The sequence below is a fragment of the Novosphingobium humi genome (genome assembly GCF_028607105.1).
GTDB classification, from domain to species: domain Bacteria; phylum Pseudomonadota; class Alphaproteobacteria; order Sphingomonadales; family Sphingomonadaceae; genus Novosphingobium; species Novosphingobium humi.
The window spans coordinates 1005081-1028349 of the sequence record NZ_CP117417.1 but is presented as its reverse complement, the minus strand read 5'-3'; the positions used below and the strand labels follow the sequence as shown (position 1 = coordinate 1028349).

At 63.7% G+C, this 23269-nt stretch carries 20 protein-coding genes and 1 tRNA gene; 7 read left to right on the top strand and 14 right to left on the bottom strand.

Annotation, left to right across the window (positions count from 1 at the left end; all coding sequences use genetic code 11):
• Positions 1–13 precede the first annotated feature (13 nt).
• From PQ457_RS04650 to PQ457_RS04640, 3 genes are read right to left on the bottom strand one after another with little or no spacing between them, the layout of a single operon-like run.
• Entirely contained in the window at positions 14–1141 is a 1128-nt protein-coding gene (locus tag PQ457_RS04650; protein ID WP_273618598.1) for an ABC transporter permease, read from the bottom strand.
• Positions 1138–3879 carry a ribosome-associated ATPase/putative transporter RbbA gene (gene rbbA, locus PQ457_RS04645; RefSeq protein ID WP_273618597.1) on the bottom strand — a complete coding sequence of 914 codons (2742 nt, stop codon included), beginning with the start codon at positions 3877–3879 and terminating at the stop codon, positions 1138–1140. Before rbbA ends, PQ457_RS04650 begins: the two co-directional genes overlap by 4 nt.
• Positions 3876–4862, bottom strand: coding sequence for an HlyD family secretion protein (locus PQ457_RS04640; RefSeq protein ID WP_273618596.1), 987 nt, complete (start codon positions 4860–4862; stop codon positions 3876–3878). The genes rbbA and PQ457_RS04640 overlap by 4 nt, the downstream gene beginning before the upstream one ends.
• 443 nt (positions 4863–5305) lie before the next feature.
• On the opposite strand from PQ457_RS04640, the gene PQ457_RS04635 reads away from it, so the two are divergent.
• Positions 5306–6082, top strand: a complete 777-nt coding sequence (locus tag PQ457_RS04635; RefSeq protein WP_273618595.1) for a class I SAM-dependent methyltransferase — start codon at positions 5306–5308, stop codon at positions 6080–6082.
• 122 nt (positions 6083–6204) lie between these two features.
• Here PQ457_RS04635 and PQ457_RS04630 read toward each other — a convergent pair whose 3' ends face one another.
• The 3 genes from PQ457_RS04630 to PQ457_RS04620 form a co-directional block, all read right to left on the bottom strand.
• A complete protein-coding gene (locus tag PQ457_RS04630; RefSeq protein WP_273618594.1) occupies positions 6205–6612 on the bottom strand; it encodes a hypothetical protein in 408 nt (135 codons plus the stop codon).
• 147 nt (positions 6613–6759) lie between these two features.
• On the bottom strand, positions 6760–7494 hold the full coding sequence (locus PQ457_RS04625) for a hypothetical protein (RefSeq protein WP_273618593.1): 735 nt from the start codon (positions 7492–7494) through the stop codon (positions 6760–6762).
• A 772-nt stretch (positions 7495–8266) separates the two neighbouring features.
• Positions 8267–8356, bottom strand: a tRNA-Ser gene (locus PQ457_RS04620).
• Between the two features lie 154 nt (positions 8357–8510).
• Here PQ457_RS04620 and hspQ point away from each other — a divergent pair.
• Positions 8511–8891, top strand: a complete 381-nt coding sequence (gene hspQ / locus PQ457_RS04615) for a heat shock protein HspQ (RefSeq protein WP_273618592.1) — start codon at positions 8511–8513, stop codon at positions 8889–8891.
• A 78-nt stretch (positions 8892–8969) separates the two neighbouring features.
• Here hspQ and PQ457_RS04610 read toward each other — a convergent pair whose 3' ends face one another.
• Positions 8970–9863 carry an ABC transporter permease gene (locus PQ457_RS04610; RefSeq protein ID WP_273618591.1) on the bottom strand — a complete coding sequence of 298 codons (894 nt, stop codon included), beginning with the start codon at positions 9861–9863 and terminating at the stop codon, positions 8970–8972.
• A gap of 111 nt (positions 9864–9974) precedes the next feature.
• Between PQ457_RS04610 and PQ457_RS04605 the strand changes: the two genes are divergently transcribed.
• The 3 genes from PQ457_RS04605 (at position 9975) to PQ457_RS04595 (ending at position 13791) form a co-directional block, all read left to right on the top strand.
• Positions 9975–10673, top strand: a complete 699-nt coding sequence (locus PQ457_RS04605) for a GcrA family cell cycle regulator (RefSeq protein WP_273618590.1) — start codon at positions 9975–9977, stop codon at positions 10671–10673.
• Positions 10674–10780: 107 nt separating this feature from the next.
• A complete protein-coding gene (locus PQ457_RS04600) occupies positions 10781–12532 on the top strand; it encodes a hypothetical protein (RefSeq protein ID WP_273618589.1) in 1752 nt (583 codons plus the stop codon).
• Positions 12533–12603: 71 nt separating this feature from the next.
• Positions 12604–13791, top strand: a complete 1188-nt coding sequence (locus tag PQ457_RS04595; RefSeq protein ID WP_273618588.1) for a GGDEF domain-containing protein — start codon at positions 12604–12606, stop codon at positions 13789–13791.
• A 113-nt stretch (positions 13792–13904) separates the two neighbouring features.
• Here the strand turns inward: PQ457_RS04595 and pnp are convergent, their stop codons facing one another.
• The 6 genes from pnp to rbfA form a co-directional block, all read right to left on the bottom strand.
• The gene (pnp, locus tag PQ457_RS04590) at positions 13905–16214 is read right to left on the bottom strand and encodes a polyribonucleotide nucleotidyltransferase (RefSeq protein ID WP_273618587.1); all 2310 of its coding nucleotides are present in this window, start codon (positions 16212–16214) and stop codon (positions 13905–13907) included.
• A gap of 281 nt (positions 16215–16495) precedes the next feature.
• Complete coding sequence (gene rpsO / locus PQ457_RS04585; RefSeq protein WP_168602441.1) at positions 16496–16765, bottom strand: 30S ribosomal protein S15; 270 nt, start codon at positions 16763–16765, stop codon at positions 16496–16498.
• A 5-nt stretch (positions 16766–16770) separates the two neighbouring features.
• Complete coding sequence (truB, locus tag PQ457_RS04580; protein WP_273618586.1) at positions 16771–17688, bottom strand: tRNA pseudouridine(55) synthase TruB; 918 nt, start codon at positions 17686–17688, stop codon at positions 16771–16773.
• A gap of 4 nt (positions 17689–17692) precedes the next feature.
• Positions 17693–18367, bottom strand: coding sequence for a site-2 protease family protein (locus PQ457_RS04575; protein WP_273619246.1), 675 nt, complete (start codon positions 18365–18367; stop codon positions 17693–17695).
• A gap of 5 nt (positions 18368–18372) precedes the next feature.
• The gene (locus PQ457_RS04570) at positions 18373–18954 is read right to left on the bottom strand and encodes a thymidine kinase (protein WP_273618585.1); all 582 of its coding nucleotides are present in this window, start codon (positions 18952–18954) and stop codon (positions 18373–18375) included.
• Between the two features lie 9 nt (positions 18955–18963).
• Positions 18964–19386: a 30S ribosome-binding factor RbfA gene (gene rbfA / locus PQ457_RS04565; protein WP_273618584.1), complete on the bottom strand. Its 423-nt coding sequence runs from the start codon at positions 19384–19386 to the stop codon at positions 18964–18966.
• A gap of 151 nt (positions 19387–19537) precedes the next feature.
• On the opposite strand from rbfA, the gene PQ457_RS04560 reads away from it, so the two are divergent.
• Together PQ457_RS04560 and PQ457_RS04555 are read left to right on the top strand one after the other, a co-directional pair.
• Positions 19538–19903 carry an RcnB family protein gene (locus PQ457_RS04560; protein WP_273618583.1) on the top strand — a complete coding sequence of 122 codons (366 nt, stop codon included), beginning with the start codon at positions 19538–19540 and terminating at the stop codon, positions 19901–19903.
• Positions 19904–20093: 190 nt separating this feature from the next.
• Positions 20094–20450, top strand: a complete 357-nt coding sequence (locus tag PQ457_RS04555) for an RcnB family protein (RefSeq protein WP_273618582.1) — start codon at positions 20094–20096, stop codon at positions 20448–20450.
• Positions 20451–20633: 183 nt separating this feature from the next.
• On the opposite strand, the gene infB is transcribed toward PQ457_RS04555, so the two are convergent.
• A complete protein-coding gene (gene infB / locus PQ457_RS04550; protein ID WP_273618581.1) occupies positions 20634–23249 on the bottom strand; it encodes a translation initiation factor IF-2 in 2616 nt (871 codons plus the stop codon).
• Between the last annotated feature and the right edge of the window lie 20 nt (positions 23250–23269).

Genomic DNA, 23269 nt, shown 5'->3' with positions numbered 1-23269 from the left:
ATGATTTTCGCCTTCATCCCTGACGCTCCAGCATCGAGCGGAAGCGCTGCACCGCAAGGGCAACAAACAGCACGCCCCAGCCGCAGATCATGGCCAGTTCGGGCCATACGGTGGCGGTTTGCGCGCCGCGATAAAGCACCGCCTGCGAAAGGCTGACAAATTGGGTGGTGGGCAGCAGCCTTGCCACGATCTGGATGGCGGGCGGCATGCTCTCAAGCGGCGTGGCGGCCCCGGACAGCAGATAGGCGATGGCATAGACCGGCACGGCAAACAGGCCGAATTGCGGCATGGAGGGCGCCAGCGTCGCCATCCACATGCCCAGCGACGTGACCGAAAAGAGATAGAGCACCATCGCGCCCGCAAAGAGCGCCAGAGAGCCCGCCAGCGGCACGGCCAGAGCCCCATGCACCACGAACCACAGCGAGGCGATCGAGGCCAGAAAGATGACCAGACCATTGGCCAGAATCTTGGAAAAGGCGATTTCACTGGCGCGGACGGGCATGACCAGCAGATGTTCGATCGTGCCATGCTCGCGCTCGCGGATCACCGCCGCGCCGACAAGGATGATCGAGAGGACCGTCACATTCGTCACGATCTGCATCACCGAACTGTACCAGGCCGATTGCGAATTGGGGTTAAAGAAGATCTGGCTGCTCACCGTGACGGGCAGAGCCGCCAGCAAGCCGCGCGCATGGAGGAAATCGAGCGTCTCGGCGGCAAAGATCCGCTGGAAATCGACAGCCCCCAGCCCGGCCTGCGTCATGGCCGTGGCATCGACCAGAATCTGGACCGCCGGGCTGCGCCGGGCCAGCACATCGGCCTGAAAGCGCGGCGGGATCTCGATCACGAAAATATAGCGGCCCGCGTCCATCGCAGCCGAGACATCCCCGCGGGCAATGTCAGCCGGCGGCTTGAAATAAGGCGGGCGGACCGCATCGCGCAGGCGCCGCGACAATTCGCTGTGATCATCATCAACGATCGCCACCGAGGCATTGGACACCTCGGCCTTGAGCCCGGTGGCGACCAGTTGGATGGCGATGGTAAAGGCAAACAGGATCAGCGCCATCAGCGTCACATCCCTAAGAACGCTGCGCAGTTCCTTGACGCCGAGCAACCGGACATTGATCAGCCAACGCCTCATGTCTCCTGCTTTCCGAGCATGAGCCGTGAGGCCATGATGACCATGAGGGCAAACAGCCCCAGCGCCAGATAGGCTGTGCCGAAACTGGCCAGACCAAGACCCTTGGTAAAGGTGCCCAGACTGATGATCTGAAACCACGAGGAGGGAAAGATGACGCCGATCCAATAGCTGCCGTCGAGGAGCGTCGAGACCGGATAGAGCAGGCCCGAAAAATTCACCGAAGGGATGAGGCAGATCAGCGCGGTGGCGAAAATCGCGGCGACCTGTGTGCGCACAAAGGTCGAGATCATCATGCCAAGGCCCGTGGACGCCAGCACGAACAGCAGCGCCCCCACCGTCAGTGCCAGCAGCGACCCTTTGAGCGGCACCCCCAGAACGGTCACGATCAGGGCCACAAGGCTGGCGTAACTGACCATGGCCAGAGCGACATAGGGGGCCTGCTTGCCGATCAGGAACGCCCCGGCCCCCGCAGGCGAGGCATAGAGGTTGATGATCGAGCCGATCTCCTTTTCGCGCACGATGCCAAGCGCCGTCAGCATCGCGGGGATCAGGATCATCGTCAGCATCAGCACGCCCGGCGTGATGGCATAGATGCTGCGAAAATCCTGATTGTAGATGAAACGCGGCTCGATCGAGGCGGGCAGCGCGACTGCGGTGGAGGCGGCCCCGAGCCTGTCAAGCGAATAGGCCAGAATGATCGCATCGGCATAACCCTGGATGTTTGCGGCCAGAAAGGGGCTGGCGCCATCGATGAAAACCCCCAGATCCGGCTTGCGCCCCGCGGCCAGATCGCGCCCAAAGGCGGGCGGAATATCCAGCACCATCTGGACGCGGCCCTCACGCAGGCGCACATGCGCGTCTTCCTCGCTTTCTACGGGGCGGGTTTCCACGAAATAGCGTGAACCCTCAAAGCGGCGGATCAGATCGCGGCTGGTCGCGCTCTGATCGTGGTCGAGCACCGCCATGCGGATGTTCTGCACGTCAAAGGAAATGCTGAAGGCGCAAATGCACAAGAGGATGATCGGCCCCGCCAGCGCAAAGCCCATGCGGATGCGGTCGCGCGCCAGCTCGGTCGCCTCGCGCCGGGCAAAGGCCCAGGCGAAGCCCAGCCATCCGGCCAATCCGCCCTGCCTGTTGTCGGCCACGCCCTGTTCCGGCCCGGCCGGTTTCGGGGTCGCGGCGGTCGCCGCTTCGGCCGAATTATCCTCCAGCACCGCAATGAAGGCATCCTCCAAACGCTGCGCATGATATTGGCGCGTCAGTTCGGCCGGTGTTCCCACCGCCAGCACCCGCCCGCGATCCATCAGCGAAATCCGGTCGCACCGCTCGGCCTCGTTCATGAAATGGGTCGAGACAAAGATGGTCACGCCATCCTCGCGCGAGAGGCGCAGCAAATGGCCCCAGAACATGTCGCGGGCCGCCGGATCGACGCCCGAGGTCGGCTCGTCAAGGATCAGGATTTCGGGCTTGTGCAGACAGGCCGCCGCCAGTTGCAGCCGCTGGCGTATGCCCAACGGCAGCGCGGCAGGCAGGGCGCGGGCATGATCGAGCAGCGCATATTGCGCCATCACCTCATTCACCAGCGCCCCCGCCTCGGCCTGCGGCACGCGATAGAGGCGGGCGTGCAGAGCCAGATTCTGCTCGACGGTCAATTCTTCATAGAGCGAAAAAGCCTGCGACATATAGCCGACACGCATCCTCGTCTGCATGTCTCCGGCGGTGATCGGCCGCCCGAACAGGGTTGCGGTCCCGCTGCTCGCATCGAGCAATCCGGTCAGCATCTTCATGGTCGTGGTCTTGCCGCAACCGTTCGAGCCCAGAAAGCCGAAGATCTCGCCCCGGCCGATCCGAAAGCTGACATCATCGACCGCCACGAAATCGCCGAACCGGCGCACCAGATGCTGCGCTTCTATCGCGGGCGCCTCGCCCTTGTCCTGCCATGGCGCGACATTCATCAATTCACCCGCAGGCCGCTTCGCCTCGGGCAGCAGGCTGATATAGGCTTGCTCCAGCGTGGCGGCCCCGGTTTGCGCCAGAATGTCGCGCGTCGGCCCCTGCGCGATGATGCGCCCATCATCCATCGCCACCAGATGATCGAAGCGCTCGGCCTCTTCCATATAGGCGGTCGAGACCAGCACGGTCAGTTCGGGCCGCTCGGCCCGCATGGCATCGACCAGTTCCCAGAACTGTCGCCGCGACAGGGGATCGACGCCCGTTGTCGGCTCGTCCAGAATCAGCAGGTCCGGGTCATGAACCAGCGCGCAGCACAGGCCCAGTTTCTGCTTCATCCCGCCCGACAGCTTGCCCGCCGGCCGGTCAGGAAAGGGCGCAAGCCCCGTCGCCTCCAGCAGGCGCTGCATATGCGCGCGCCGTTCGGCCCCGCCCAGCCCGAACAGGCGGCCGAAAAAGTCGATATTCTCGGCGACGGACAGCGTGGGGTAGAGATTGCGCCCCAACCCCTGCGGCATATAGGCCACGCGGGACAGGAATGCGGAACGGTCGCCCCGCCGCGCAAGGTCGAAGCCAAGGACGCCGACCCTGCCCTGCTGAACCCGCTTCACGCCGGAAATCAGGCCCAGCAGCGTGGATTTGCCCACCCCATCGGGCCCGACAAAGGCAACCGCCCCGCCGCGCGGCAATTGCAGGCTGACATTTTCAAGGGACTGAACCGGGCCATAATGATGGGAAACATCCTCAAGGGTGATGGCCATTGCGCCCATGCCCTCCGCCCCGGTCATCGCCCCGCTGTTCCCAGATCAGGCCCCAGTAAAGACCAGGATTTGCCCGGATCGGTGCGGACATAGCCATCGGCCGTCATCCCGGCCTTCAGCACGCCCGCAAACCGCCGCGCCACCTCCACAGGTATCTGCAGCTTCACCCGATAGGAGAGGTTGTCGCGCTCATTGGCGGTCTCAACGAATTTGGGCGTGAACTGCGCCTCGGGCGAGACAAAGCCGACGCGGGCGGGCAAGGCGTGGGTAAAACCCTGCGGCACAATACGCGCCTCATCGCCGATCCGGATGCGCGAGACAACGGCAGAGGGCACGAAGATGGTCAGATAGACATCATCGGGGTTGACGATCGACAAGAGCTTGCCGCCGGGAGCCATCATCGCGCCCGGCTCCACAATGCGATATTCCACCCGGCCCGGACCCGGCGCCCGGATATGCAGATCGGCGCGGATGGCCGAAACCAGCCGGATCTGGGCATCGGCCTGGGCAATCGCGCCGCGCGCCTCGCCAATGGCGCCGCCTGCCGCCTCATACCCGCCTGCCTCGCCCGCCAGCGCCAGATTGCGCTGTTTCAGCTCCACATCGGAAACCATGTCGCGCGCATGGAGCGCGGCGGTTTCCGACCAGTTGAGCCGGGCGAGTTCGGCCTGACTGCGATGCGCGGCCTGCTCGCCCCGCGCGCGGGCAAGGCCGCCCAATGCCCTTTCGCGCGAGGCTCTGGCCGCATCAAGCTGGGCCAGCACATCCGCATCGTCCTGCTCGGCCACGACCTGCCCCGCCTGAACCAGATCGCCTTCGCGGACCGTCAGGGAGGTCAGCCGCCCGGGATATTTCACCGCAATATCGGTCCGGGTCATCTCGATCCGGCCATTGCTGTGCAAGACCCATTCGGGAAGGGCGGCGCGATCCATAAAATGGTGCCATGCCCAATAGGCCACCGCCGCCAGCAACAGCAGGACCACCCCGGCAAGAATGCGACGAGATCTCATAGGCCGCCCCTGCGGCCGCAAACCGTCAACACGAGAGCATCAGCACATTGCATCACCATCGGGCTCCTCAGCCGGAAGGAAAGTGAAGGGCTTTTTCGTCCTGCCGTAATGTTCTGATTTTAATCACGCCGCACCATCGCCGACGTACAAAGCCGGCTTCGGAGCGATCGCCTCTCTCGGGGTGAGACCAACAAAAAAATGAACGGCATGTCAAGTTTTCTATATATCGGATCCGAAACACTTGTCCGGAACTTGCAATGAGCCTGCAATGGCCTGCAAGGCTCTCGCACCCACCTTTGACGGGGCAGGATGCGCCATGGCCCCCAAACGCCGGTCTGGACTTATCACAGCGCCGCCCATATCACGGGGGCCAACTTCGACGAGGTCATATGATGGCGGACACCCAATCTCCATCCAGTCAAACCTGGGCCGAAACGCGCGGCGTGAAATGGCGCGACCAACTCGATCCGATGGAGGCGATGCTTGCACCGATCAATGCCCCGTTGATCGCCGCGCTCGATCTTGCCGGGCATTTACGGATCGCGGAGATCGGGGCGGGCGGCGGCGCCACAACGCGCGCCATTGCCGCCGCCACGCCCGGCAGCACGATCGAGGGTTTTGACATTTCGCCGGATCTTGTCGAGGCGGCCAAAGCCCGTGCGGGCAGCATCGCGCGCTTCACCCTTGCCGATGTCGCCAGTTTCCGGCCTGCGGAAAAGTTCGATCGCCTCGCATCGCGCTTCGGGGTCATGTTCTTCGAGGCGCCGGAACTTGCCTTTGCCAATCTGCACCACTGGCTGCGGCCGGGCGGCAAGCTGGCTTTCGCGGTTTGGGGGCCCGGCAAAGAGGTGGCCTTTATGGCCAGTGTGCGCGATGCGGTGGCGGCGGTGATCGATCTGCCCCAGCCCGACCCGGATGCGCCCGGGCCCTGCCGCTATGGCGATCCATCAAGGTTGATCGCGCTGCTGGACGCCGCCGGGTTTCGCGATTGCGCCGCCAAGACCTGGCGCGGCGACCTGCAGGTCGGCGGCGGGATGACGCCCGATGCGGCAGCGGAATTTCTACTTGCATCCTCGTCTGCGGCCGGGCCGCTGGCCGACGCCGGAGCCCGCGAACAGGCCGAGGCCCATGACCGTATGACCGCAGTTTGCGCCGCCAACTTGCGCGATGGCGCCGTCTGGATGCCGGCGCGCGTGGAAATCATCACCGCCACTGCCTGATCGGTGCGACTGTTCGCCGTCAGTCAGGTGCCGGGTCCATTCGGGCCCCACCAAACCGCAGTAGATATTGGCGTGTCAAAGCGGGCGGCCCGCACCCCCGGCAGGGCGCGAGCCCATCGCAATCACCAGCGATAATATTGGTGATGGTGATGATGATGGTGGTGATGGTGGTGATGGTGGTGATGGTGGTGATGGTGGTACACCGGCCGCGGGACCCAGCCCCATCCGCTCCACACATAGCCATTATCATAGAACCAGCGCGCGCTGTGATGATGGTGGTGATGGTGATGATGGTGGTGATAGTAGCGGCCGTCGTCCCGCCAATACTGGGCCTCGATCATGCGCGGCTGGGACGCTGCGGCAGCGTCTGCGGCGTTCAGCCGGGCCGCTGCATCCGGCACCGGCTCGAACAGATCGGCATAGGACGCGGCAGGCGGCACCGGGGCCGCAAAGGCGGGCGGGGCGGCGAAGGCGGAGGCGGCAATCGCCAATGCCGCTGCGCCTGAAAGAATGTGGGTTTTTCCGGTCATACGCTTGCTCCTTGCGTCACGACGCGGAAAGCCGGGGGCTTCCGCTTCACTGGCAACACAAGCAGGGATAATGGACTGGCCTTGACCCATCGCTGAACCCGTCTGACATCCCAAGTTCAGCCAGCGCCTCCTGCCCCGCCAGAGCGGCTACTCACCGCGTTTCTGCTTGGCGTGAGCGCGGGCCGCCCTCGCCATGTTGCGATAGGTCCCGTCAAACACGGTGTTCGTCGAGGACAGCCAGCGCGTCCCCTCGGCCAGAGCATCGCGGCTTGCCGACAGGCGGCGCGATCGCATTTCCCGCTGCGCGGCCTCTTCGCGCCCCATCGCCTGCAATTCAAGGTCAGGCTCGGCAGGAATGCAGATGAAGCTGATGAAAGGCTCGCCCTTGCGAAATACGTGGGTGGTCCCGGGCGGCGGGGCCTTGAAGATGCAGAAATTGATCATCGGCCACCACTCGCTGCGGATCAGCGCCGGAACGGCAAGTGGGGTCGCGTTGGTTGCATCGGTGAAAAATCGAGGGTGCGGTTCACAACGGATCGCCCATCCCGGCGGCGCGGCCAGATCGAGCGAGAGTTGATAGGAATAATAGTCCTCGCCAAAGGCGCGGAACGGCGGCCACATCGCTCCTTCTTCGGGCGGGGCGCCCCAATCCGCCTCCAGCACGACTTTGCCGTCGACCGAGCGCACGCGAAGCTCCGGGTCGAAGGGATAGAGCAGTTCCACGCCGTAACGCGCGCTTTCTGAAAAAGGGATACAGTGCCAGGGCTGTTCGTGGCTGCCGTCGACACGTTGTTCGGACGCGCCCGCCCAGCCGGGCACGGTGATGCGGATCTGCTGCGGATCGGAGCGATCACCATAGGATCGATAGCTGATAACGGGCACGCGACTTCTCCACCATTGGCCTTTGCACTGTGTGGGTATTCAGACCGCAAATGAACACCCGATGAGCGTGAAGATGCCGCCTCCATGCCAAGGCGCAAACCAGCGGCAAGCCAGCCGCCTGATCCATGTTGACCAAAGGGATTTCCAATGGCGTTGCAGTCTGATTCAGCGTTTTTTGCGGGAGGCTATGATCGGCCGAGGCGATTTGACGGATGAGAAATGGTATCTGATCGGGCCGCTTTGCCATCCGAGCGGAGACGCCATTGCCGTGTGGCGGGCGACCATAGGACCTTCCTAAACGCCATGCTGCATGTCCTGCGGATCGGTTGCCCAAGGCGGGACATGCGCAAAGACCGGGGCAAATGAACCTTGCGCCTATGTCCGCTGCCACCGTTGGGCTGAGCAGGGCATATGGCATGCATTGCTGCAAACGCTGGTTGATCCGGGCTTGATTGACGACCGACAGCCCATAGTCTGGGGCAATTCTCCGCGCTAATCAACATTTGGAGCCGGTCGGCCGCAACAGTAGGTAAAGCCGGTGGCTGTCGGTCAGTTTGCCGACCTTGTCGCGAGGCTTTGCCGCACGAATTTTTGCGTCGCGGGGCATGGCCATCTCCGAACCACGTTTTCCAAACGCCGAGACCACGAATCGAACCCACGCCATGCATGGAGGCGTATGGACGACCATGGTCGCCTCAGGCCGTTAAGTGTCGGTTTTGAAGAGAAAACGTCAATCCGAGTGGACTGCTGCGCACCCCTCTGGAGGGGTGTGTGGCGGAGAGGCAGGGATTCGAACCCTGGATACCCTCACGAGTATGCCGCATTTCGAGTGCGGTGCATTTGACCACTCTGCCACCTCTCCGCAGAGGTTTTGGATGAAACCGCAAGGGCTTCGTCCCGGTCGGGAGCCGCCCTCTAGCCAACGAATCATACCTTGCCAAGCCCTAATTTCACATGATTGTGGATTTTCTGACGGGCGCCTTGTTTTGCGCTGCAACAGGCCTATATTTCCCATCATGGACAGAACGAGTTTCTTCTCTCCCCAGGCTGGACGTCGGATCGACGTACCCCGCGCCGCACGAGCCCGCTTTGCCATCGGCGATGTTGTACGCCACCGCGACCATGATTTTCGCGGCGTGGTGTTCGATATCGATCCGGTGTTCGCCAACAGCGAGGAATGGTACGAATCCATCCCGCAAGAGCTGCGCCCCGACCGCGACCAGCCCTATTACCACCTCTTTGCAGAGAGCGAGGAGGACAGCTATATCGCCTATGTCAGCCAACAGAACCTGATCCGCGACACAGGCGGCGATCCCGTCGAGCACCCTGCCCTGCCGCAGGTGTTCGAGCCGTTTGACGGGGCCCGCTACAGGCTGCGCGCCGGGTTGAGCCACTGAGGCCGGAGCGCCACGGAAACAAAAACCCGCCGAGGAGCGCCCCGGCGGGTTTTTTGTTGCCCGGCTTGGCCGACAGGATCAGCCCTTGAGCTTCCACCCCGATTTCAGCACGAGATAGGTCACAACGCCAATCACCGCATTGAGCGCGGCCAGACCCAGCGCGCCATGCAGCACCGCCTGATTGGTCGCGCCAATGTCGCTTTGCCCCAGAAAGCCGAAGCGGAAACCCGAAATCACATAGAAGAACGGGTTAACCCGGCTGACCGACTGAAACGCCGGAGAAAGATTGTCGATGACATAAAACGTGCCCGAAAGCAGCGCCAGAGGCTGAACCACGAAATTGGTGACGGCAGCATTATGATCGAACTTTTCCGCCCAGACCGAGGACAACAGCCCGATCAGCGAGAGCAGCATCGTGCCCATCAGCCCGAACCACACCACCGCCCACGGATGGGCCACGCCCAGCGTCACCCCCGGCCACAGCAGCATGGCGCCTGCCAGCGCCAGCCCGACCAGAATGCCGCGCGTCATCGCCCCGGCAATCATCCCGGCCATCAACTCGGCCGCCGTCAGAGGCGGGGTCAGGAAGTCCACAATCGTGCCCTGGATCTTGCCCGCAAGGAAGCTGAACGAGGCATTCTGGAACGCATTGTTCATCATGCCCATCATGATCAGGCCCGGCGCGACAAAGGTGGCGAAATTCACCCCCAGCACCATCCGCCCGCCGCGCCCCATCGCCACGGTGAAAATCACCAGAAACAGCAGAGTCGTCACTGCCGGCGCCCAGATGGTCTGGGTCTGCACCTTGATGAAGCGGCGCACCTCTTTCATATAGAGAGTCCACAGGCCAAGGCGGTTGATGCCATGGATCAGCGGCTCTCCTTGAACAGGAAATTGCCTCAAACGGGGGCGAACCTGCGAATCATCGGTGATTGCGGCGGTCTGGGCGGCATTGCGGGGTTGATCGGCCATGCTTGCCCGACTATCGGGTAGCGCGCGGGCTGGCAAGACTTGCGCCGCGCTTTCAATCACCCCACATTAGGGCGAGCGGAAGATTTCAGGATAAAAGGCAGCAAGGCACGCATGAGCTGGACCGAAGAACGCATCGACAAACTGACCCGCATGTGGGAAGGCGGCGCCACCGCCAGCCAGATCGCAGAGGAATTGGGCGGCGTGTCGCGCAATGCCGTGATCGGCAAGGCGCACCGTCTTGGGCTGAAAGCCCGCCCCAGCCCGGTCAAGTCGAATGATCGCCACGAGGAAGCCGCGCCCGCCCCGGTTCAGGCCGCCCCGCCGCCGCGCCCCGCCCCGGTCGAAGCGCCCGCGCCCCGCGCTGCGACCCCCGCTCCGCGTCCGGCGCCCGCCGCGCCGGTGGCCCCGCCCCCCGCGCCGGTTGCCGCCGCGCCCGCCGCGCCTTCGGGCGATGCTCCGGCGGCCCCGCCTGCCCCGCGCATCGTCTCGGTCGGCCCCGGCGGCTTTCTCCGTCAGGGTCCGGGCGAACAGCAGGCCCCCATTCCCCCCGCCCCGCCGCGCCGTCTGGTGCCCGCCAAGCCCAGCGCCGATATTGCCGACAAGACCAGCCTGCTGGATCTCAACGACCGTATCTGCCGCTGGCCGATGGGCCATCCGGGCGAACCGGATTTCCATTTCTGCGGCGAGAAGGTGAACCCCGGTTTCCCCTATTGCGTCGAACATTGCGGCCGCGCCTATCAGGCGCAATTGCCGCGTGGCCATCGCCGCCCACCCCCGCCGCTGCCTTTTGGCAATCCGCGCGTGCGATAAGTTCCTGTTGAACAGCATGGGCGCGCAAGTGGCATGATCGGCCACTTGCGCGCCCTGTTGCATTTGGCCACATCCAAACCGCAATTTTTGGGGCGCGCACCGTTTCCATGACGCTTGATCACACCAGACTGTTTCCCAATCTGCGCCGTGTGGTGGTGGCAGGATTGCTGATCGCGCTGGTCGCGGGGATGTTTCTGCCGGTCTATTCCGACGAAATCGGATGGCGGCTTCAGGAACGGGCGTGGCTCGACGGGCTGGACAAACTCTATTCGGAAAATTGCGGGCCCAACACGCTGGCCGTGCCGCCCTTTTTCATGTGGCCGGTGCGCTGGTATTCGGCCTTTTTCAACACGCGCTTTCCCGATCCGCTGTTCGTGCGCGTTTCGGGCGTGGGCTATGCGATTGTGTTTATCGTCATGGTGCTGCGTCTGGTCAAACAGATCGGGCGCAGTTCGGACGAGCGCCATTCGCTGGCGATCATCGCCTCGTCGCTGATGGGTCTGGGCGTGATGCCGCTGCTCCTGGTGTGGAGCCGTCCGGAACAGCCGATCTTTCTGGCCGCCACCGCCGCCGTGTTGATTGCCAGTGCAGGCTGGCGCTCGCCGGGCAATCTGTTCGCTCCGTTCAACGGCATCGCCTATACCAACGCCACCGCCAGCCCCGGCACCGCATGGCGCCGCTCGCTGACCATTCTGGCGCTGGCGATGATCGCCATGTCCTATCATTTCAAGGCGGTGCTGGTGGTGCCTGCCTTTGCCGCCTGCATCATCTTTGCCAGTCGCGGGCGGCGCGCCCTGTTTGCGCGCGGCGTGGCGATCGTCCTGCTGCTGCTGGCCACGGGCAGCGCGGCGAAATATTGGATCAACCGCGTGGAATGCCCCGCCGATCCCGTCATTGCCAAGCTGCATGCCCGCAACAACCTTGCCGGTCAGCTCGACATGGGCACGATCAGCAAGACGCAACTGGTGCTCAAGGTTCTGCAGAACTACAAGCTCTCCGCCTATATCGACAAGGCCGCGCCCGCGGTCAGCCCGCGCTCGATGTGGCTGCCTGTGGGCATGGTCAGCGATGACGAAATGAGTGGCTGGCGTGGGGGCATGACGATCATCTGGGCCACTGCCCTGCTGGCCGCGATCATCAGCTTTGTGGGCGGCGTGCGCAATATGTGGCGCGAAAAGGTGATACCGCCCGAGCCGGTGATTGCGCTGATGCTGCTGGGCGCGGTGTCGATCTGGTGCGTCAGCCAGTATGACCGCAACCCTTACGAATCCAGCTTTGTCCTGCCGCTGCTGATGCTGGCGATCATTCTGGCCATGGCCAGCCCCCACCGCTGGGAGGGGCTGCGCCGCTGGACCAGCACGCTGGCGCTGGCGATCGGGCCGCTGATGCTGCTCTCGATCGTGCTGGTTTCGGGCCTGTATGGGCCGCGCCTGATCGATGATGCCCAGCGACGTGACTGGCTGCCCTGGCATCCCTGGTCGGTGCCTGTGTTCGGCTATCACGCCTCGTATAAGGATATCATGGGCGCGGCGCGGCAATGCAACCTGCCCATGCCGCGCGAGGCGCGCCATCTGCTACTCGATGATGTCACCTATTTCGCCTATATGCAGAGCCGGATGCCCGATCACGAACTGGCCGTGCTGCCGCGCCATTTCCGGGGCTCGATCAATGATCCGGTCGCCTATCTGGCGGCGCAGAACAGCGACGGCATCCTGATGCGCTGCAAACGGCTGCCGCCTTTTCTGCAGAACATCGCCCATCGCAGCGGCAATTATTGCTGCGTCACGCCCGCCGACTGGTCGAAACTGCCCCCCGGCGCCACGGTGTTTCACGACGATCCCGCCCCGGCCAAGCCTTAATCCGCGATCTGCGTAAATATCCGGTGCAAAGCGGCAACAGGCTTTCCATAGGCCTGCGCTAGAATGCGCCGATGACCTCGCATGACCCGAATCTTTCGCGGCGCCCGTCCAAAGGGCTGCTTGGCTGGCTGAGGGGGGCCGGCCGCGAAGAGGATAGGCCGCAGGAGGATGAAAGCCCCGATACCGCGGTCATGCTTGATCCGCGCCATCTGGCCCGCAGCCAGTTGCTGACCGACATCGCCGATTTTCTTCTGGCCCACGATCTGGAGATCAACCCGATCACGCTGGGCGTGGCGCATAATTACCTGACCGGCGGCGATGGCTCGATGACGCGCAGCATCGATCAGCGCATCCAGTCGCGCCAGCCCCTGACGCTGGAATGGATCGAACTGATCCTGCGCGAGAACGGCAGTGATCAGAGCGAATTTCTTAACCGGCTGATGAACCGCCTCGAATCAAACATCGAGGCCTTCGACCGAACCAGCACCGCCGCCAAAACGGCCGCCAGCGAATATGGCGATGCGCTTTCGGCCCATGTCGACGGGCTGGAGGAAATGAAGCCTGCCAATGTGGCGGCCAATACGGGCGAACTGGTGCAGGAACTGGTCTCCATCGCGCGCACCATGCTCGAGCGCACCGCCAGTCTGGAAAGGGATATGGCGCGCTCGATGCTGGAAACCCGCGCCCTGCGCCGCAGCCTCGAACAGGCCCGCCGCAGCGCCGAGGAGGACCACCTGACCGGCCTGCCCAACCGGCGCGCCTTTGAGCATCGCTTTGCCGCCGAATTTGCCGGCGCGCGCGATGCAGGCGATCAACTGGCGGTGGCCTTTTGCGATATCGACAATTTCAAGCGCATCAATGACGAACATGGTCATGAAGCGGGCGACCGGGTGCTGCGCAATGTGGCCTCGGCGCTGACACGGATTTCCGATGACCGCTGCCATGTGGCGCGCCATGGGGGCGAGGAATTTGTCGTCCTGCTGCGCGGGCGTTCGCTGCATCAGGCGTGGGAATTGCTCGACGATGCGCGCGCGGCTCTTGCGGAACGGCGGATGGTCAACCGCGCCACCGATATGCCCATCGGCAAGGTCACGTTTTCGGCCGGGATTGCCGATGTGTTTTCCTTTGCCGATTCGCGCGCCGCGCTGCGCGCCGCCGACCGCGCCTTGTATCGGGCCAAAGCCGAAGGACGAAACCGCGTGATCGTGGCCGAACCCTCGCCGGAGGAACGGGCGCGAAACCGCCCTGTCAGCAAATAAAACCCACTTCTTGGTTGCCCCACCAAGAAGAAGGCCCGCCTCCATCGCTGGAGACGGGCCTTTTCTTTGATCCGAAGGGAGAGCGCTTGGGGCGCCCTTCCCCATGTATCAGATCAGTCTTCCGACTTCAGGAAAGCCGGCATGTGATCGGGGTTGCCCCCCTCTTCACGGTCACGGCGCGGGCCACGGTCACGGCCACCATCGCGGCCGCCTTCGCGGCGCGGACCACGGTCGCGGTCGCCGCCGCGCGGACGGCGGTCGCCGCCACGGTCGCCACGGCCTTCACCACGCGGTTCGCGCGGTTCGCGGGGCGGACGGGTGTCTTCCAGCTCGGCGCCGGTTTCCTGATCGACGACGCGCATCGACAGGCGGACCTTGCCGCGCTGGTCGATCTCGAGGACCTTGACGAAGACTTCCTGGCCTTCCTTCACAACGTCGGTCGGCTTTTCCACGCGCTCGTTCTTCATTTCCGACACGTGGACCAGACCGTCCTTGCCGCCCATGAAGTTCACGAAAGCGCCGAAATCGACGATGTTGACGACCTTGCCCTTGTAGACCTTGCCGACTTCGGCTTCTTCCACAATGCCCAGAATCCAGGCCTTGGCGGCCTCGATCTGGCCCAGATCGCTCGACGAGATCTTGATGATGCCTTCATCATCAATGTCGACCTTGGCACCCGTGGTGGCCACGATCTCGCGGATCACCTTGCCGCCCGTGCCGATGACGTCACGGATCTTCGACTTGTCGATGCTGATGGTTTCGATGCGCGGAGCATGCGCCGACAGTTCGGTGCGCGCTTCACCCAAGGCCTTGAGCATTTCGCCCAGGATATGCGCGCGGCCTTCCTTGGCCTGAGCCAGAGCCTGCGCCATGATTTCCTGCGTGATGCCCGCGACCTTGATGTCCATCTGCATCGTGGTGATGCCTTCAGACGTGCCGGCCACCTTGAAGTCCATGTCGCCCAGGTGATCTTCATCACCCAGAATGTCGGACAGCACGGTGAACTCGTCGCCTTCAAGGATCAGGCCCATGGCGATGCCCGAAACCGGACGCACCAGCGGCACACCGGCGTCCATCATCGAGAGCGAACCGCCGCAGACGGTGGCCATTGAGGACGAACCGTTCGACTCGGTGATGTCCGAGAGAACGCGGATCGTGTAGGGGAAGTCTTCCTTGGCGGGCAGCACCGGGTGCAGCGCGCGCCATGCCAGCTTGCCGTGGCCCACTTCGCGGCGACCGGGGGCGCCGAAGCGGCCCACTTCACCCACCGAATAGGGGGGGAAGTTATAGTGCAGCATGAAGTTTTGATACGACAGGCCATCAAGACCGTCGATCATCTGCTCGGCGTCCTTGGTGCCCAGCGTGGTGGTGCAGATCGACTGCGTTTCACCGCGCGTGAACAGCGCCGAACCATGGGTGCGGGGCAGGAAGCCGACCATCGATTCGATCGGGCGGATCTGCGTGGTGGTGCGCCCGTCGATACGCTTGCCGTCCTTGAGGATGGCGGTGCGCACGATTTCGGCTTCCAGCTTCTTGGTCACCTTGATGGCGACCATCTGGGTCTGGGGCGATTCGTCGGCATAGGCGGCCTTGGCCTTGGCGCGCACTTCATTGAGCGCGTTCGAGCGGGCCGACTTGTCGGTCAGCTTATAGGCAGCAGCGATGTCCTTGCCCACCAGCTTCTTGAGCTTGGCCTTCATGTCGGCGGTGTTGTCCGACAGGTCGATTTCCCAAGGCTCCTTGGCGGCCTTTTCGGCCAGATCGATGATGGCGTTCACCACCTTGCGGCATTCATCATGCGCAAACATCACGGCGCCCAGCATCTCGTCTTCCGAGAGTTCCTTGGCTTCCGATTCCACCATCATCACGGCATTGCCGGTGGCGGCGACCACGAGGTCGAGACGGCCTTCAGCCACCTGCGACATCGACGGGTTGAGCTGATATTCGCCATCCTTGAAGCCCACGCGCACCGCGCCGATGGGGCCCATGAAAGGCACGCCCGAAATGGTCAGCGCGGCCGAGGCGGCGATCATCGCGACGATATCGGGTTCGGTTTCGCCGTCATAGCTCATCACCTGAGCGATGACGTTGATTTCGTTATAGAAACCTTCGGGGAACAGCGGGCGGACCGGACGGTCGATCAGACGGGAAACCAGCGTTTCCTTTTCCGTCGCGCCGCGCTCGCGCTTGAAGAAACCACCGGGAATACGGCCTGCAGCCGAAAACTTTTCCTGATAGTGGACGGTCAGCGGGAAGAAGTCCTGGCCTTCCTTCACCGACTTGGCGGCAGTCACGGCGCAAAGCACCACGGTTTCGCCATAGGTGGCCAGAACAGCGCCGTCAGCCTGACGGGCGATACGGCCGGTTTCGAGGGTGAGGGTCTTTCCGCCCCACTCCAGCGATACGGTCTTAACGTCGAACATCTTGTATCCTTCAGCCCGCATGGCCCTATTGCCACACAGGATTTGCTGCCGGGATAGCCGCCCGGTGCGGTGCGGGGCTATTTGTTCATGCCCCAAAGGCCTCCGCCGAATTGCGGAAAAAGCCCCAAAATCAAGCATACCCATGAAATGCAAACCGCCCCGGATGGGGCGCGTCGTACAAATCAGGCGCTGCATAGCAGAAAGGGCAGCGCTGATCCATCAGCAACCGCCCTGTCCACATAAGCGAAGCGCCCCGCGTGGGGGCGCTTCTCAAACCTGGCTTACTTACGCAGGCCCAGCTTGGCGATGAGAGCGTTGTAACGCGCCACATCCTTCTTCTTCAGATAGGCCAGCAGCGTGCGACGCTTGTTGACCAGCTGAAGCAGACCGCGACGCGAGTGGTTGTCCTTCGCGTGGGTCTTGAAGTGTTCGGTGAGGTTGACAATGCGCGTGGTCAGGATCGCAACCTGCACTTCGGGCGAACCGGTGTCGCCAGCGTGCTGGGCGTTGTCAGCGATCAGTTCCTGCTTCTTTTCAGCGGTAATCGTCATAGTCTCTACTCCGCGACATCCGAAAGGTTGAACCCCCGCTCGACCTTGGCCGAGCCCCCTTCAAGCATCATCAGCGCGACAGGCACATTGCCAAGCCGCGCCAGATAAAGCCCGTCGGGATAGGGCTGCCCCAAAAGAACGCGGCCCTGACGGACCGCCCCTGCCTGCTGGGGCGTGAGGGAAAGAGCCGGGATGTCGACCAGCCCTGCCTCTAGCGGCAGAAGTTTAGTTTCAAGCGGCGCCCCCTGACCGATTTCGTTCAAGGAGTCCAGCGAAATCGCGTGATCCAGCGTAAACGGCCCCGCCGACAGCCGCCGCAACATCGTTACCGAACCTCGTGTCCCCAGCGCCAAGGCAATGTCGCGCGCCAGACTTCGGATATAGGTGCCCTTCGACACATGGGCGCGCAGAGTGGCCCAATCCTCGCCCGCATCGATCAGATCGAGCGCATGGATCGTGACGGCACGTGTGGGCATATCCACCGCCTCGCCCCGGCGCGCGCGGTCATAGGCGCGCACCCCATCGATCATCAGCGCCGAATAGGCGGGCGGCACCTGCTCGATAGGCCCGGTAAAGCTGGGCAACACTGCGGCGATTTCCGCCGCAATGGGCCGCAAATCGCTTACCGCCACCACCTTGCCCTCAAGATCGAGCGTTTCCGTCTCCTCGCCGAACTTCACCGTGAAATCATAGGTCTTGGACGCATCCAGCATCCGCCCCGTCAATTTCGTGGCCTCGCCCAGCGCAATCGGCAAAATCCCGCTGGCCAGCGGGTCCAGCGTGCCGCCATGGCCCACCTTGATCCCGCCTTTCAGCTTCATGTTATAACCCGCCTGCCGCAGGTTGCGCTTGACCGCTCTGACGGCCTGCGTGCTGCCAAGCTCCAGAGGCTTGTCGAGAATGATCCAGCCGTGGACGCTCATCGCCCTATCCTCCCATCACCAGACGCGCGAGCGTGAGGACCTGTCGATAGGCCCAGTCAAACGGTGGCCCCACCCAACGGTCCACCAGATCGAACCCCGGCACCAGTTGCGGCAAGACCACCAGCAGAACCAGCACCAGCGCAAAGCCCAGACGGCGAAACCGCGCATAAAACACCGCCGCCTTTTGGGGCAAAAGCCCCTCCACAATATGCGAACCGTCAAAGGGCGGAATCGGCAGCAGGTTGAACAGCGCCAGAAACAGATTGATCTGAATAAAGGCCAACAGCATCTCGGCCGCTACCTGCACGCCCATCGCCTGCGGCAGATGCGCCATCGCGCCCAGCAGCAGCGCGCCCAGCACCGCCATCACGATGTTCGAAACCGGCCCCGCCGCCGCCACGATCATCATGCCCACGCGCGGATTGCGCAGCCGCCATTTGTTGACCGGCACCGGTTTGGCCCAGCCGAACACCGGCAATTTGGCCAGAGCGAGCATCCCCGGCAGCAGGATCGTGCCCACCAGATCAACGTGGCGCAGCGGGTTGAGGCTCAGCCTTTTGGCCTCGTCCGCCGTAGGATCGCCCAATGCGCGCGCCGCCAGCCCATGCGCCACCTCGTGAAACACGATGGCCACAACCAACGGCACGACCAGCCCGGCAAAGCCCAGAACAGACATCATATCCATCAGCCCGCGCGCCGCGCCTGCGTGAAATGCCGTCGGCACAGGGCAACATAGCGGTCATTCCCGCCGATCTCGGTCTGCGCACCCTCGATCACCGCATGGCCCGCCGCGTCCACGCGCAGGTTCATCGTCGCCTTGCGCCCGCAATGGCACACCGCCTTCAACTCCACCAAAGCATCGGCAATGCCCAGCAAGGCTGCCGATCCGGGAAACAGCTCACCCTGAAAATCGGTGCGAAGACCATAGCACAGGACCGGAATTCCGCCCTCGTCGGCAATGCGCGCGGCCTGCCACACCTGATCGGCGGAAAGGAACTGCGCCTCGTCGATCAGCACGCAGGAGAGCGGCGCGGTCCGATGCGCGGCCATCACCGCGCCGTGAATGTCCGTCTCGGCCGCAAACCGATGCGCATCCGCCGCCAGCCCGATCCGGCTCTCAATCGCGTGATCGCCCCCGCGATGGTCCAGCGCCGCCGTCCACAGCATCGTGGCCATGCCGCGCTCGCGATAGTTGAAATCGGCCTGAAGCAGCGTGGTCGATTTGCCCGCATTCATGCTGGCATAGTAGAAATAGAGCTTGGCCATCGGGCGGGCTTACTCGCCGTCCCCCTGCTCATCCCCATGCTCACCGATATCGCGCCGCACGCGCGGATCGGCCAGCAGCGCGTCGATCCGGCTCGCCTCGTCAAAGCTTTCATCGGGCAGAAACTTGATCTTGGCCGCATATTTCAGCTTCAGCTTGCCCGCGACCTCTTTCTGGAAAAAGGCGATGTTCGTGCGCAGGGCTTTCAGCACAATCTCCTCATCCTCGCCCAGCAGCGGTTTCACAAAGACCGTCGCGTGGCGCAGATCCGGGCTCATGCGGACCTCGGTGACGCTGACCGAATGGGCGGTCAGCACGTCGTCATGCACCATCTGGCGCGTCAACAGGTCGGAAATCACATGCCGCACCTGCTCGCCCACCTTGAGCAGGCGGACCGAGCGGTTTTCGGGGGTGGAAGTTTGGTGGCGTGCCATAATATCTCGTCAAATCTGTCGCCGGATCATACCGGCCCGTCGTGAATTTGCTTTGCTCATGGAACGCATCGCTTGGCAATGACTTCTATGTCTGGAGCGGTATTGAAATCGGGCCTGGCCCGGCAATTTCAACGCCTCCAAGGAGGAACGGATGCGTAAATTTATCGGAATGGCGCTCTGTGCGCTGATTCTTGCCCCCACGGTTGCCTCGGCCGACCCTGATCATGGGCGCGGCGGGCGGGGCCATTGGGACCATGGCCGCCATGGCGGTCGCGGCCCTCAATGGCACGGCGGCCACGGTTGGGCGCCCCAGCCCGGTTGGCGCCAGTTCCGCCGCGGCGAGCGCTTCTATGCCGAACGCGCGCCCAATTATGTCATCATCAACGATTACCGCCGCTGGCACCGCCTGCGCCCGCCCCCGCGCGGTTATCGCTGGGTGCGCAGCGGCGATGACGCCCTGCTGATCGGCATCACCAGCGGCATCGTGGCCAGCGTGATCGTGGGCGCGATGCGCTGATCGGCCACGCCCGCGCGCCGGCCACGGCCCGCCTTGCATGGTCAAGGCGGGCCTTTTCGTTTGCGTCATCCTCCATCGGCCATGCGACAATTTAACACAAGAATGACCGGCACCGTTCAGGTTCCCGCGCATTAGGCCATTGTAAGAAAGGGACATTGAAGAGTTCAACTCTTCCCACAGGAGAAACATCATGAAGACCCCCATCGCGCTGGTGCTGGCCGCAGCCCTGCTGGCCCCCTCGGCCCCCGCTCTGGCGCAGCCGGGCAGGCATGACGCCCCGGGCGACCATCGCGGACCCGACAACCGGGGCGGTCACGACTATCGTGGACCTCAGGGCCATCGCCCGCCCGCCTTTGTCCAGTTCCGCAAGGGCGAGCGTTTCGACCGCCGCCGGGCGCCCAATTACGCCGTGGTCGATTACCACCGCTATCGCCGCCTTGGCCCGCCCCCGCGCGGTTATCAGTGGGTGCGCAGCGGCAATGACGCCGTGCTGGTGGCCATCACCACCGGCATCGTGGCCAGCGTCATCGTCGGCGCCATCCGTTAAACCTCTCAGGACGGTGCCTTGCGCATCGCCCGACCCTGAACCCGCTTTGGCCCAATAATGGAAACATGGCAGGGGCCGTTCCCCCCTGCCCCCTTTCCCACCGGCCGGGCGGGTCTCAGACACGGAAAAGGGCGGCCTCCCTGATCGGGAAGCCGCCCTTTTCTTCGTCGATCCGTCAAAGAATCAGAGCGTGCGCTCGCGCATCTCGACTTCGAAGACTTCGAGCATATCGCCCGCCTTCACATCGTTGGTGGCCTCGAGCACCACGCCGCATTCCAAACCGGCGCGGACCTCGGCCACATCGTCCTTGAACCGGCGCAGCGAGGCCACGGTGGTCTTGGAGACGATGACGTCGTTGCGGGTAAGACGGGTGTGCAGACCCTTCTTGATATAGCCCTCGACGACCAGCAGACCGGCCGCCTTGTTGTGCTTGCCCGCCGGGAACACTTCCTTGACCTCGGCGCGGCCGACCACGGTTTCGATCCGCTCCGGCCCCCAAACGCCCGCCATTTCCTTGGCGATGTCGTCGGTGAGGTGATAGATGACGTCGAAATACTTCATCCGCACCTTGAAGCGTTCGATGATCTCGCGCGCCTTGGCATTGGGACGGACGTTGAAGCCCACGATCGGCGCGCCTGATGCGGCCGCCAGATTGACGTCGCTTTCGGTGATCGCGCCCACGCCGCTGGCCAGAACCTTGAGCTTGATCTCATCGTTCGAGAGGCGGTTGAGCGCGTTGACGATGGCTTCGACCGAGCCCTGCACGTCCGCCTTCACGACGATCGGATATTCGATCACCGACTGCTTGGCGGCCAGAGCCGAGAACATGTTTTCAAGGCTCGAGGGCGCCGAAGTCGTGCGCTTGGCGGTGGCCTGTTCCTGACGGAAGGCCGCCACTTCGCGGGCGCGCGCTTCGCTTTCGACCACGGTCAGCGTGTCACCGGCCATCGGCACGCCGCCAAGGCCCAGAACCTCAACCGGCAGCGAGGGCGGAGCCTGCTTCACCTGACGCCCCTTGTCGTCCAGCATGGCGCGCACGCGGCCCGACTGGGTGCCGACCACGAAGATGTCGCCGACCTTGAGCGTACCGCGGTTGATCAGGACGGTGGCCAGCGGCCCCTTGCCCTTGTCCAGCTTGGCCTCGATCACGGTGGCCTCGGCCGCGCGATCCGGGTTCGCCTTCAGTTCCATCAGTTCGGCCTGCAGCAGGATCTTGTCGATCAGGTCCTGAAGGCCCGCGCCGGTCTTGGCCGAAACTTCCACGTCCTGAACGTCACCCGACATCTGCTCGACAATGATTTCATGTTCGAGCAGGCGTTCGCGGATCTTCTGCGGGTTGAATTCGGGCTTGTCGCTCTTGGTGATCGCCACGATCATCGGCACGCCGGCCGCCTTGGTGTGGTTGATCGCCTCGATCGTCTGCGGCATCAGACCGTCGTCGCCGGCCACGACCAGAATGACGATGTCGGTGACATTGGCCCCGCGCATACGCATCTCGGTGAAAGCCTCGTGGCCCGGCGTATCGAGGAACGTCACCAGATCGCCACCCTTGGTCTTGATCTGATAGGCGCCGATATGCTGCGTGATGCCGCCGGCTTCGCCGCGCACCACGTCCGTGCCGCGCAGCGCGTCGAGCAGCGAGGTCTTGCCATGGTCGACGTGGCCCATGATCGCCACCACCGGCGGACGGGTCTTGAGCGTTTCATCGGCGTCCACGTCAACGGTGGTGTCGATATCAACATCGCTTTCCGAAACGCGCTGGATGTTGTGGCCGAATTCCTCGACCAACAGTTCCGCCGTGTCCTGATCGATGGTGTGGTTGAGCGTCACCACCATGCCCATCTTGAAGAGCGACTTGACCAGATCGGCGGCCTTTTCGGCCATACGGTTGGCCAGTTCCTGCACCGTGATCGCCTCGGGCACGATAACATCGCGCACCTGCTTTTCACGCTGCTGATACTGACCGCCAAAGTGGGCGCGGCGTTCCTTTTCGCGGGCGCGCTTGAGCGCGGCCAGCGAACGGGCGCGGGCGCCCTCGTCCTCGTTCAGCGCGCGGTTGACGGTCAGCTTGCCCCCACGGCGCTCATCGGCGGCCTTGCGGTCGCGGCTGGGCGCGGGCTTCTTGGCCGCAGGCGCAGCAGCCTCGGGGCGACGCGGCGCGGGCGCAGGCGACTGCACCGGGGTAAAGCGGCGCGGCGCAGGGGCTGCGGGCTTTTCTTCCACCGGCGCGGCCTTGGGCGCCTCAACCTGAACCGGAGCGGCAGGAGCGGGCGCAGGCGCAGCCTCAACCGCAGGAGCAGCCGGAGCGGGCGCTTCCTCAACCTTGGGCGCTTCCTGAACCACCGGCGCAGGTGCAGCGGCAGCCTCGGCGGCGCGGCGGTTTTCTTCGGCGCGGCGGCGCTCTTCCTCGATCTGGCGGGCCTTTTCTTCCTGCTCACGGCGCGTTGCCGCTTCGCTGGCGGCCAGACGGGCTTCCTCGGCCTCACGCAGCAGACGGGCCTGCATTTCCTGACGCGTTTCGCGGCTTGCGGCCACGGGCGCGGGGCGCACGGGCGGCAGAGGCGGACGCGCGGGCTGGGCCACAGGAGCGGGCGCAGGAGCAGGAGCGGCCGCAGGCGCTTCCACGCCCTGCCCACCCTCGCCCGGCTTGCCCGGGATCACCTTGCGGCGTTTCACTTCAACCACCACCTTGTTGGTGCGGCCGTGGCTGAAGGTCTGCTTGACTTCGCCCGCTTCCACCGAGCGCTTCAGCCCCAGCGGCTTGCGGCCCAGTGTCGGTTTGTCATTGCTATCGGTCATCGGTTCAAACAGCCCTTCAG